We start from the raw sequence: 13,183 nt of genomic DNA, 5'->3' as shown, positions 1-13,183 counted from the left end.
CGAGCGGCGGCAACGCCGGCGGCAGCCGCGTCCCGCTCCTCGGCAAGGACGGGAAGCCGCTGCTCGGCAAGGACGGCCGGCCGCTGACCGTCCCGCCCGGTTCGACCATCGACGGCCAGGGACGGGTGCTCGGCCCCGACCACAAGCCGGTGCTCGGCCCGGACGGCAAGCCCCTGGTGGTGCCGCCGGGCACCAAGCTGGGCACGCCGGCGCCCCTCGTCCCCGGCGGCGGGTACTTCACGGTGCCGCCGGGCTCGAAGGTCGACGAGAACGGCATGGTCCTCGGTCCGGACGGCAAACCGCTGCGGGACTCCCGGGGCAATCCGGTCTACGCCGGCAAAAAGGGCACGATCGACAAGGACGGCCGGCTCCTGGACGCCAACGGCAAGCCCGTCACGACGTCCGACCAGTTGTTCGCGGACGAGGAGCACGCCCTCAACGCGCTGACGACGCTCGACCCCGCTGCCGGGACCGGTGGCGGCACCGGCGGGTTCGACCTCGGGTCGCTGGGCGGCGGGAACCGGTGGTCCGTGCCCGGTTCCTACGACCTCGGCGACGGCCTGTCGGGATCGGCGGGCGGCGGTGGTCCGTCGATCTCCGACGTGGGTGTCCCCAAGCCCGAGACCGGGTCGGGCGAGCCGCTGGCCCTCACCGGAGGGTTCTACGGCGGCAAGGCGCTGACCGAGGGCGGCCTCGTCAACTCCACGGAGGACGCGGCCACGTTGGCGGCCGCCAAGAAGGCCGCCGCCGAGCAGGCGCTGGCCGAGCAGGCCGCCGGCCGGCGGGGTGCGGCGAACCTGGCCCAGGAGGAGGCCCAGCTCCAGGGCCGCAACGTCGCCACCAGCGGCGGCGGCATGCCGCCCATGATGCCGCCCGGCGGCATGGGCGCGGGCGGCCAGCAGGAGGGCAAGGAGCGGCAGCGCACCACCTGGCTGGCCGAGGACGAAGAGGTGTGGGGCACCGACGAGGGCGCCGTCAGCGGAGTCATCGGCCGGTGACGGCACGCGGGTTGAACGCGACCCGCCGCCCCTCCCGTCGTCCCGAGTAGCAACCCCAAAGCCGACGCGCCCCGGGCCCCGACCCCCGTGGGGCCCGGGGCGCGTCCTTCTCCGAGAGGCGTCAGATGGCGGTCTCCCCGTTCGCGCAGCAAATCGAAGAGGCCATGGAGACCCTGCGCGAGCAGCAGGCCAGGCTGGCCGAGGCGACCAGCAGGCTCCAGGCGACCACGGTCTCCGTCACCTCCAAGGACCGCATGGTCACGGCCGTCCTCGGCGCGCAGGGCCAGGTGGTGTCGCTGACCTTCCACACCACCGCCTACCGCGCGATGGCCCCGGCCCAGTTGGGCACGGCCCTGGCCGACGTCCTGAACCAGGCCCGCGCCGACATGGGCGCCAAGGTGACCGAGTCCCTCGGCTCCTTCGAGGGCCTCGGCGAGACGCTGCGCACCTCGATGACCGGCGGCACCGAGCTCGACGAACTGCTCGCCCCGCTCCAGGCGATGCGCCCCGGCTTCACCGCCGGGGCCCGGCGCGAGCGGCAGGAGGAGTTCCGTGGCTGAGTTCAAGGCGACGGCGGAGATGGGGTCCGCCTTCTCCAAGTACCCCGAGATGTCGGCCCTGCTCCTCAGGATGCAGGGCAGGGTCCACGAGATCGACGGGTTCAACACCAACTCGGCCGGCCACGACGAGATCGGCAACACCTATTTCGAGACGGTGAACGGGCCGACGAAGGCCCTCCTCAAGATGCTGGGCCAGGTCAGTGCGATCGCCGACAAGGCCGGGCACAACGGCACCGTCGCCGCCAAGCTGTTCGTCCGCACGGACGACGACCTCACCACGGGCGTCAAGTAGCGCCTCCGGACGACCCGGCCGACGTACCCCGCACCCCTCAGGAGCCCCACCGCCATGTCGATCCACCTCCCGGACGGGCTCGCCAAGCTCTTCCACGGTCTGACCGGAATGGCATGGCCGGAGGCGGACGAGGACAACCTGCGCCTCGCCGGCGACGACTACCTGCTCGTCGCCAAGGACATGCCGCAGCTGGAGGACTACGTCGCGCAGCTGACCGCGTACTGCCAGGGGCAGGTCTCGGGCCAGACCGGCGACAGCTTCTCCGAGATGGCGAACACGCTGATCAGCATCAGCGGGGGGAACTCCCTCGCCCAGGCCGCCAAGCAGGCCAACGAACTGGGCAAGGTCGCGCACGACACCGCCAACCAGGTCGAGTACACGAAGTGGATGATCATCGGTCAGCTCGTGCAGCTGGCCGCCGAGATCGCCTGGGCGATCGCCGCCTCCCCGTTCACCGGCGGGGCGTCCCTCGGCCAGGCCGTGGCCGCCAAGCTGGTCACGCAGACCGTGATCCGCAAGATCCTCGCCTGGCTGCTCGACCGGATCGTGATGCACACCTTCGTGAGCATCGCGGGCGGCGTGGTGATGGACACGGTCATCCAGCTCATCCAGATCGAGAAGGGCCACAAGAGCGAGTGGGACACCAAGTCCCTGCTCCAGGCGGTCGAGTTCGGCGCGCTCAACGGCCTCATCGGCGGGCCGTTGAGCCTGTTCGGGGCCGGGCTGACCAAGCTCTTCCGGGGCGTCGTCGCCAAGAGCCTCGGCAAGGAGGCCGGCCGCGTGCTGGGCGGCGACCTCGCCAAGGTCTCCAACGGCCTCGCGAAGGACGGCCTCGGCGGCGTCCTGTCCAAGGACGGGCTGCGGGCGATCGGGGGCACCGCGACGAAGGACCTGGCGAAGGGCGCGGAGAAATCCCTGGCCAACGAGGCCGGGCACAGCGCGGTGGGCGCGGCCGCCCGGGACGTCGCGAAGGGCGCCGAGGGAGCGGTGGCCAACGAGGCCGCGCACACCGCGGCGGGAGCGGTGGCCAGGGACGGCGGGAAGTGGCTGGCCAAGGAGTCCGCCGAGGCCTTCGGCAACGACCTGGCCCGGACGATCGGCCGCTACTCCCACGACATCGCCAACGCCTTCAAGGGCGGCCTGCGCGAACTCCCCGCCGAGGCGGTGGCCCGGTTCCAGAAGGACGTCGCGCGGGTCTTCGAGCAGCACTTCGGCAGCATCCTCGGCAAGGAGCAGGCCGCCGCCCTCGGCAAGGACTTCGCCCGCGCGATGGCGGAGAAGGGCGGGCTCGGAGCGGCCCAGCACGATGCGCTGCGCACCGAGATGAGGAACGCCCTGAAGCCGGGCGGGCTGAGCGCGGAGGGCGTCGACCAGCTGGTCAAGCAGGTGCCCGGACTGCTCGACAAGGTGGGCGGGGACACCGCGCTGTTCAAGGTGGGCGTCGCGCTGGGCGGTTACCTCGGCGCCGGCGTGCAGAACGGCCTCACCGAGGGCTTCTACAACCTCACCTTCGGGCCCGACCACGAGTTCTCCGTCACCTGGGAGAGCTTCGTCTCCGGCATGGCCATGGGCTTCGTCGGCCACATGGGCCACCTGGCCGTCCACCCGCTCGCCGAGCAGTACAAGACCTGGGTCTCCAGGAAGCTGGCCGACCCGAACGACACGGGCCACGAGACCACGTACTACCCGTGGAACCACCCGCTCACCATCCTCTCGGCGGTGGCCAACCTGACGGGCCGCTCCACGCCCTTCCCGGTGCCGCGGCCGAAGCCGCTCGCGGGCAGGGTGGAGCACACGGTCGAGTCGGCGCACACCGTGGTCCCGAAGGCGGGTGCGCCGGGTGGTGGCGACGGGGCGAAGGGCGGGAACACGTCGACGGTCGGCGGCCGGACGCGGCCTACGTCGGGGGAGGTCCCGGTCGCGCCGGTGCCCGAGTCGGTGAAGGTCGTGGGCGGTGGGGAGCATCGGCCGCCGTCCGGGCACGAGGCAGGCGGGCAGCAGGGCGCGGTCAGGACCTCGTCGGGGGGCGGCACTTCGCCGTCCCGGCCGGCGGGCGAGCCCGAGGCGCCGGGGCAGGTCGTCACGTCGGGCGGTGGAGCGGAGGAGGTGGCCCCGCCGGTGCGGGTGGCGACGTCGGGGTCGGTGGCGCCGGTGGCTCCCGAGGCTCCGCGGAACGCCGACGTCCCCGTCCTGCCGGTCGCGGAGGTGACGCCGGACCTCACCTCGCCACACGACTTTCCGGCGGTCGGCCGGCATCTCTCCGACGCGAACGGCTGGCTGGTCCACGACACGGGAGCGGACGCGCCGCCCGTCCCGGCGGACCTCCGTAGCGTCCTCGACCGAGCGTCGGACGACGGGACTCACTTCCCCGTCCTCGTGCACGTCGGCGAGAACGGCCGGCCCCTGCTGAACGGCAAGGAGATCCCGCCGGAGCGGATGGCCGACCTCCTCCGCCGACGGGAGGCGGACGGGGAGTGGGAACCCGGAGCCCAAACCGTCGAGTTCCTCGGCTACGGCGACCGGCGCGCAGTCGACCCGCAGTACGTCCAGCACGTCGTCGACGACCTCACCCGCTCCCCGCGCTTCGCCGACACCCAGGCCCGGACGGCCGAGAACCGCACCGGGGCCGCGTTTCGCAGCGCCGAATCCGCCGAGCGCGCACGGGCGTTCGACGAGTCTTCCCCCGACCGGCGCACCTTCGGGGACCTCCTGCGGACGTCCTCCGACGGCTCCGCCGGGCCGTCCGCCGGGCACGCGCCGCCGGACCTCACGGAGCTGCACGACCTCACGAACCTGCACGAACTCACCGCCGCCGCAAGGGCGGACGCGCTGCGCACCCTGCCGGACGAGCAGCGCCGGGCGCTGGCGCGCGACGCGGCCGTGATCGAGAGCCTGAAGAAGCTCGCCGACACCCGGGAGTTCGCGGAGACCGCCGCACACCTGATGGTCGATGCCGGCCCCGGGACCGGTGAGCCCGGGCCCGCGCACCGGGAGGCCGTCGAGCAGGCCGCCCGGATGCTGCGCCGGCGGGACGTCGCGCTGAAGCTGCTGGCGGCGGGCCACCGGGTCGGCGCCGAGCCGGACGGCCACCGGACGACGACCCGCGAGCTCGCCCACGCGGTCCTCGACGTGCTGCCGAACCGGGACCGCGCGATCATCGGCGAGGCCTACCGCGCCGGGCTGAAGAGTGGTGAGGCGGGGCACGGCGACGCGTCCCGGGGCGAGCACGAGTACTTCGCCCGGGTCACCGAGGCCTACCTGGGCGCCGACGGCGGCGCCGGCCGGGTGCGGGGGAACGAGCCGCCGGCCGTGTCCGCCCTGCTGAAGCGCCTCTACGGCAAGGATCCGGTGCACGGGGACGGCGGCACTGGCCCCCACCTGGCGCCGACGGTCCCGCCCGGCCGGGGCGGGCAGCCGCACCACGTCACCGCCCCCGGCCGGGGCGACGGGAGCACCGCCTTCGTGCCGCCGCGGCTGACGAGCGGACTCACCGAGGCCTTCGGGGGTCTCAGCACTGTCGATCGGCCGGGCAACGCCAAGTTCGAGTCCACCACGGCGCGGGTCGAGACGATGCCGATGCTGTCCGAGGCGGCCTACCAGGCGTTCGTCGGCCACGACGACACCGAACCGCGCCGGCTCGGCTTCGTGGTCAACGCCATGGCCAGCTACAAGAGCGCCGGCGAGATCAAGACCGTGATCGAGCGGATCCTGGAAGGTGCGGAGGGCGTCGACGACCGGGTGGCCTTCGTGATCGGTCTGAACGCCGAGACGGGGGAGGAAGCGGCCCTCGCAGACGCCGTCGAGAAGGCCAGGGCGATCGCGTCGACCATGGACGTTCCGGTGGCCGTCGTGGGCGCGACGTTCGACAAGGTCAAGGTGGACGGGGTGGAGGTCTTCCCGTACGGCACGGTGCGCAACAAGCTCCTCAACAGCGAGCCGACCCACCAGCTGATCAAGGCCATGATGGACGGCGACCTGCATCCGTACCTGGCGGTGCAGGACTTCGACCTGGGCTCCCGCAAAGTGCCATCGGGCAAGCACGTCTTCAATCACGTCGAGGACGCGCTGCACCGGCCGCAGCCGCACCCCGACCACTCGCCCACGGGGACGGGCGGGCTGACCGACCACCGCGACGTCGAGGACGACGCCCTCGACCCCAGCCGCCCGCTGGCGTTCGTCGGCGGCTACCGGATGCCCACCGAACAGGCGGACCTGGACCGGCTCGTCGCTGATGTGGAAAAGAGGCTCACCGAGCGTCGGAAGGAAGCTCCGGCGCAGTGGCTGGACGAAGAAGGCCGGGCGGAGATCCTGGCACAGGTGAAACTCGCCGTCGAGGCGGACATGCTGGAGCGCGACTGGCAGGCCTCCTACGCCCCGCTGCTGCCCTACGCGCCCGAGCCGAACCTGATGGTCGACGGGCCGGCGCTCCTGCTGACTGGCAAGAACGGCGATCCCCTCTTGCAGTGGGGCCCGAGGCGGGCGGAGTTCGAGGAACTCGGGCGCGGGCTCAATCGGCTCAACGCCCGGGAGCTCGAACGGCACTACGAGCGCGAGCTCGGGGGCCGGCCGGTGACCGTGGACGTGCCGCCGTCCAGGACGCCCACGGAGAGGGAGGGCGTGTACCTGCCCCAGGGACGGGACGAGATCATCGAGCGGGCGCGCGCCGACGCGGCCAACAACCGTCTCCCGAACCGCGGCGAGGCCTTCCGCACCGACTTCCGGGGCGGTGCCACCGTCACGGACCTGTCCCGGCTCGTCGCGGACCACCTGGAGAAGCTGGCCGCGTACACGGGCAAGGGCGCGGGGCCGAAGATGTCGCTGGGGCAGTCGCACGTCGGCCTCGCGACCCCGTCCGCGCGTCTGAACAGCAAGGACTTCCGCCTGGGCGATGGCGATCCGCTCTCCTCCGCAAGGTCGGCCAGGGACACCGTCAGGCTCGGCCCCTACCGGAAGGACTACGCGAAGAACCTCGCCGAGCGGTTCCGGAGCGAGGACAGGCTCAACCGGTCGTACCGGGAACCGAGCGGTGACCGGAGCGCGGTGATCCCGGCCGATCGCGCGGACTACATGACGGACGGCGCCTGGGAGAAGGCGATGCTCGGCCTGCCGGCCGGCCGGGACTGGCTGCTGGCCGGACAACCGGGCCCGGACGGCTCCGCGACGCCGCGGCACCTGATCCCGACGGACGGCCAGGGCAGGCCCGAGTTCGGGCCGGGCGGGCTGACCAAGAACGTGCTGAGCCACTCGACGTCGGCCCCGCTGAACCCGGAAGGGCCGTTCGCCGGCATCAAGGCGGGCATCCAGGACGAGCACAAACTCCCGGTCGCCCAGACACTGGCCCTGTCGACGGCCGCCATCCGCCTCGGGCGCCGCCTCGCCGACCTCAGGTTCAACCCCGAGCCGAGGCGAACCGCGCCGCGCGCCCCGGACGCGGCCGGGCCGTGGAAGATGCCGACGGAGCCGGCGCTGCGCGAGTACGGCGACCTGTACCGCGCCCTCGGGCGCATCCGCGCAGATCAGAGCCGCGGGGGCGCCGGGGACCACGGAGAACGGCTGCGGCGTGCCGTCGAGGAGGTGCGGACCGAGGTCCTCGACTGGATGCTGAGGCCCGCGAACCTCGACCGGGTCACCACGTACGCCCTGAAGGAGGGCGTGAACCTGGACGACCTGTACCTGGCGATCGAGCACGGCGGGGACCGGACCGGCCCGACGGGGGACGTGCTCCCGAAGATCGTGGCCTCGATCCGGAACGCGAAGCTGGACTTCGGCGTCGGGGAGCCCGTGACACCCTTCAAAGGCAACCCCAGGAGGGTGATCAGGGTGGGCGGGCCCGGGGACGGTGACACCGCGATGGACATCGGCAGCGCGATGGACATCGACTCCGGGCCGGTTGCCACCACGGCCGCGGGCCGCCCGGCCGCCGGCAGCACGCTGAAGCGGCGGCACGACGGGACCGGCGACGACGGCACCGACCCCCGCCGCTTCCGGGAGGACCCCCACGCCGCGCCGCAGGGCGCCCCCGAGCCGGGCCCGGCCCTTCCCAACGGCGAGGCGGGTCCGGCCCGTACCTTCCACGAGCTGGAGCTCCTCGCCCCGGAGGCCCGCCGTGAACTCGCGCTCGACGCCGCGTACGTCCGTGGCCTCCGCGCGAGCATGGCGCCGGAGGAGTTCGCCGACGCGGCGGCACGGCTGATCGTGGACGTCGACCCCCGCACCCACCAGCCCGTCGCGGCACGCCACGCGGCCTACGAACAGGTCGCCCGGATGCTGCGGGACCCGGACGTGGCGCAGCGGCTGCTGACGCAGGGCGTCCGGGTGGTGGTCGTGCCGCGGGACGTACCGGTCACGGAGGTGGCGGGCCTGGAGCACCTGGCCTCGCTTCCCCCGGTCGACGGCCGGTCCTGGGAGAGCGTTCGCGGCGTACAGAGCGGGAAGATCGTGGCCGTGACGGAGGAGAACCTCCTCGGGGCGAGCACGAAGTACGCGTCCCACGCCGAGGGCTACTCCACGACCACCCACGAACTGGCCCACGCCATCCACAAGTTCGGCCTGAGCGGCGACGAGCACGCGCTCGTCCGGGAAGCCTTCGAGGGCAAGCGCCAGGCGGACGGGCTGACCGACCTGTTCGGCGAGAAGGAGGTCACGGCCTGGCCCGACGGCGGGCGGCGCAATCAGGACGAGGAACTGGTCGGCAACTACTCCTCGGCCGACGAGTACGAGTACTTCGCCCAGCTGACCAACGCCTACCTCGGCACCAACCACGGGCACGACCCGGGCACCGGGCTGCCGCGCAACAACGGTGCCGACTGGGTCCGGCGCAACGACCCGGAACTGCTGCCCCTGCTGGAGCGCCTGTACGGCCCCGACCCACAGGCCGGCCACCCCGCCCCGGCGAACCCGGTCAGCCGTACCGGTGCCGAGGAGAAACTGTTCGACGGCTACCGGGAGTTCATGCGCACGGCGACCGGCGAGCCGCACCCCGTCGCCGTCCCCGAGGAGCCGCGGCACGTCTCCGAGCCGTCCGAGATCGAGCGCATCCTCAACCCGACCGCCGGCCACGAGGCGCTCCCCTCGCCGGCGGGCGAGGAACCGGCGCCCGCCGCCCCGACCGACGAGGAACTGCTCAGGCCGCTCGTCAACGAGATCCTGCCCAGCCCGCACGGCGGCATGACCTTCGCCATCGGGCACCTGCGTCTGGAGGGGCAGGACAAGCACGGGGACCCGTACGTGTGGACGTCGAAGCGGACCAACAACGGCGCGAGGCAGGGCCCCGAGCTCAACGACTGGCGGGATCTCGAAGACCTGAAGACCCAGCGGTCGCAGGCGGACGAGAACCTGATCAAGCAGGGGAAGGGATACCGGAGCGCGGACAAGTGGCGGGCGGACACGGTCACCAAGGTGCTCACCGCGGCGGCCGACGAGCACCAGGCCGCGTACACCGGACTGAAGGACGCGTTCGACGCCTACAACTCCGCGCTGACGGCCCTGAAGACCTGGGTCACGAAGCCCGACGAGAGGACGGCGGCCGAGCAACAGCGGACCGAGGCCGTCGGCAAGATCGACGCCGCGCTGGCCGCGGCCCACAAGGCCCGGTCCACGATGAAGAGGGACGAGAACTCCGAGGAAGCGCCCGAGCTCTGGAAGAAGATCGAGCAGGCGGAGAAGCTGCACGTCACGGCGACCGACCTGCGCGGGCAGGTCGTGGACCTCCACCGGCGATTGAAGGAAGCCGCGGAACAGAACAAGCCGGCGGCGGAGATCCAGGAGCTGGGCAAGCAGGCGAGCGAGCTCCACACCCGGGCCCGCGAGAACCTGAAGGCCTACGGGACGGCCGAGCACGGCACGGCCGCCCTGCTGCGGGAACCCGCCGGTCGTCACGTCTTGGGGCACCAGCGCAAGGATGCCGAGGTCAGCCTGCTGAACGCGGCCCACCGGCAGCTGGAGCAGTGGGGCTTCAAGGAGAAGAACCAAGCGGCGTCCGGGTCGTTCTTCGTCTTCTCCACCAAGGGCACCTGCGAGAGCTGCAAGTTCGTCGTCAAGGACCTCAACAAGCAGTACCCCGGGATCCGGGTGGTTGCCGCGTACCCGAAGGACGACCCCAAGCCCGTGCCCACCCGGGAGCTCGCCTTCATGGGCGCGAAGATCAACGTCCCGATCCCGTACGGGTACGAGCACGTCGACGGGACCTTCGGCGTCACGGTCGAGAACGGCCGGGGAACGCGGGAGCGGTACCGGATCGACTACAAGACGGTGGCGGGCGGAGACAGGCCGAGCGAGCCGGCACCGGCCGCGGCGGCGGGGAAGCCGGCGCCCGGGGCGCCCGGTGGGTCGGGGGCGCCCGGGGAGTCCCCGTCGCGGCCCGCCGCGCAGCCGGCCTCGAAGCCCGCCGCGAAGGGAGTTTGGGGAAAGCCCGCGCCGCAGTCGTTCGGACGGTCCGAGCAGCCGCACCCCGGCGGGGACCACTCCGCGGTCGACCACCCCGACCACTCCGGCGCCGCCGACGCGCCGTTCTGGCCGTCGGGCGAGGCGCCGGACCACGCGACCGCCACCGCGCTGGCCCACTTCCCGCACGATCCGGCCGTCCGCCTGGTCGCCCTGCACACCGAGGACGCGCAGCTCCCGCTGAGCCCGCGCCAGCTCGCGGACCGGCTGATCGAGTGGCACCGGAGCGGCGGCTGGGACGGCCGGACGACCCTGCGGTTCGTGGCCTGCGACCTCGCGTCGCAGGGCGGCCACGCCCAGGTCGCCGAGGTCCTGGCACACCTGGCCGAGCACGGGCTCACCCCGGAGATCCACGCGGCCACCGGCCCGGTCTGGTTCGTGCCGGACCACGGCGACCCGGACGGGCCCGGACACCTGCTCGTCGCGGCCGACGTCGGCTTCGACGAGCACGGCCGTCCCGTCGTGGTGCCCGGCGGCCACTGGGTCTCCCACCGCCTCGGCGACGACGGCGCGGTCGTCCGCACCGAGCTGCCGGCCGTGGACCTCCCGCCGGGCTACCACAGGGCGGAGCACGAGGCGGGCACCGGAGACCACCAACTGTGGCCGCTGGAGGGCGAGGTGAGATTCGGCGGACCGGGCGAGCACGAGCAGGGCTCGTCCTCGGGAGACCATGCCCAGCCGTCGGAGTACGGCAACCTGGTGACGGTCGACGCCGACGGCCTCTGCCTCCTGCGGGCGGTGGCCGCCAGTGATCCGCGCGGCGTGGAGCACCTCTTGAGTGCCCACGGGTTTGCGGGGTCCGAGGAACACGAGGCCCTTCAGACGGTGGTCGCCCAGTACCTCGCCGATCGGAACCACACGAACCTGCCGTCAGAGATCACCCGGGTCTTCCGGGCCTTGCGGGGGGATCTGACGACCGAGGGCCTCATCACCCACGAGGAGTACACCCAACTGGTCCAGTCCGTGCACAACTGGCGCACCGACTGGGCAGCGAGGGCCGGAGAGATGTTCGCACCGCTGGTCGCGCACGCACTGGACATCCGGCTGCGGATCGTCCAGACGGACGGCGGGCAACCCGTCGAGTTCGGTGACGCGGCCCACCGCCAGGTCACTGTGTTCTACTCCGTCAGCCGCAGCCACTACGACGCGAGCGACCTGCTGCACCGCCCCGAGACGCCGGAGCGTGCGCAGGCCCTCGCGACGCAGATCGAGACGGGCCTGCACGGGACCATCTCCGACGTCACGGTCGTCGGACGTCCGCCCTCCCCCTACAGCGGCACGATGGGTGACCACTCCACGGCCTTCGCCGTGCAGGTCGCGGCACTGACCAGGAGGCTGCGGGGCCACGGCTTCACGGACGCCGTGACCGGGATCGCCGACCTGATCGGTGCGGTGCGCTCGCTGCCCGGCGCCCGGTTGACCGACCACCTCCCGCCGGCGCACCGACGGAGGCTGTCCGAGGCCGAGCGTGAACTCGTCGAGCTCCACTACCTGCTGCGCCGGGTGACGAAGCCCGAGTACCGCCTCTCGCTGCTCCAGCAGTTCGCGGACTCCTTCCTGCACTACCGCGAGCTGATCCCGCTCACCACGATCAACGTGCGGGAGGTGAGCCCGGCCACGGCCGGCAAGGGCAAGGCCGAGGCCGGTTCCGTCCGGCCGCTGGACGACTTCGAGCGTGGCGCGGGCGGATCGGCGACGGAGCTGCAGGAGGCGGTGCTCGACCTGTTCGACCTGCGCGCCGCGGCCCGGGTGGTGGCCGAGCTCGACCCCGAGAGGCTCGCGCGGCTCGCCCCCGGCATGCCCTCGTCCGCGACGCGTGAGCAGCGGATGACAGCGCTGGTCGAGCAGCACCTCCGCTCGGTGGACCTGGCCTTTCCCCGGGCCTTCCGCGAGGCATGGGGCCACGACGGGGAGGCGGCGGAGCGAGCGGCCGTGCAGCTGAGGATGCGCCTCCGTCCCGAGGTCCGGCTGGTGGTCGACGAGTACCTGCAGAACAGCAGGCGCAACGTGGAGGCCAACCGGAACGAAGTCGAAAACGCGCAGTTCGATGCCGTCCTCCTGCCCAGGAAGCAGAAGGAGAAGAAGGAGGCGGAGATCCGGACGCTGAGGCGCGAGGGGACGGCGCTCGAAGAACTGACCAGGAAGTTCGAGGAACTCCAGCTTGATCTCTCGAACGAGCCGGCGGGCACCGGAAGTCCCACCGTGCCGCCGAACGACGGGGATCGCCCGTCCGGCCGCGATGCGCAGGACTTCGCGGACAGCGGCCTGCCGGAGGAGGACACGGGACCGCAGGCGCGGCTCGCCACCCAGGCCGTGCTCGGGCCGAACGGCGTGATCCGGCAGCTGCTCTTCGCGGGCCGCAGCCCCTCCCCGTTCTCCGGCACCATGGGCGCGCACACCACCGCCTGGGTGGTCCACCAGGACGTGATCCGCCGGGCCGTCACCGGGGTGGGGATCCCGCAGGCCATGCGGAACCTGGCGCAGGTCGCCCGGCACGCCGGGCGGCAGGAGCAGGAACGCGTCGGGGTCATCGGGATCGAGCCCTACCACCAGGAGAGGCTGGACGCGGCTCGCGCGGAGCTGGTCGCCCTGGTGGCCGGCATCGAGAACGGAACTGCCGAGACTTCCCCGCAGGCTCTCCAGCGGTTCGTCAACAGCCTGCTCTCGTACGTCAACTACATACCCGGGGCCACTTTCGAGACGGCGAACACCAACGGCCGGGCCGAGGCGTCGCCCCGCGCGGTCCTGCGGAGCCATCAGGCCGGTGCCGGCGCGCACGCGCAGGAACTGGCGGACGCGGTGGCCGGCCTGTTCGACGTGCACGACGTCCCGGAGAACGTCGCGCTCCTGCTCGCCGAGCATCACCGGCAGCTGATCGAGCTGGCCTACCC

The 13,183-nt window shown here is 72.5% G+C and carries 2 protein-coding genes and 2 pseudogenes; all 4 read left to right on the top strand.

Going from position 1 to position 13,183, the window contains the following annotated elements; translation table 11 throughout:
• Nucleotides 1-998 (top strand): annotated as a pseudogene (locus AB0O00_RS17580) (hypothetical protein); the annotation flags it as partial.
• Between the two features lie 125 nt (nt 999-1,123).
• Nucleotides 1,124-1,558: a YbaB/EbfC family nucleoid-associated protein gene (locus AB0O00_RS17575; protein ID WP_363652690.1), complete on the top strand. Its 435-nt coding sequence runs from the start codon at nt 1,124-1,126 to the stop codon at nt 1,556-1,558.
• Nucleotides 1,551-1,850: a hypothetical protein gene (locus AB0O00_RS17570; RefSeq protein WP_363652688.1), complete on the top strand. Its 300-nt coding sequence runs from the start codon at nt 1,551-1,553 to the stop codon at nt 1,848-1,850. The genes AB0O00_RS17575 and AB0O00_RS17570 overlap by 8 nt, the downstream gene beginning before the upstream one ends.
• Before the next feature lie 54 nt (nt 1,851-1,904).
• Nucleotides 1,905-13,183 (top strand): annotated as a pseudogene (locus AB0O00_RS17565) (hypothetical protein); the annotation flags it as partial.

Source organism: Kitasatospora sp. NPDC093558, assembly GCF_040683475.1.
In the GTDB taxonomy this organism is placed as follows: domain Bacteria; phylum Actinomycetota; class Actinomycetes; order Streptomycetales; family Streptomycetaceae; genus Kitasatospora.
This window is presented reverse-complemented; position numbering and strand designations above follow the sequence as displayed.

Coding starts and splice junctions, on each gene's coding strand:
- AB0O00_RS17575 (WP_363652690.1), top strand. CDS start 1,124: ATGGCGGTCTCCCCGTTCGCGCAGCAAATCGAAGAGGCCATGGAGACC.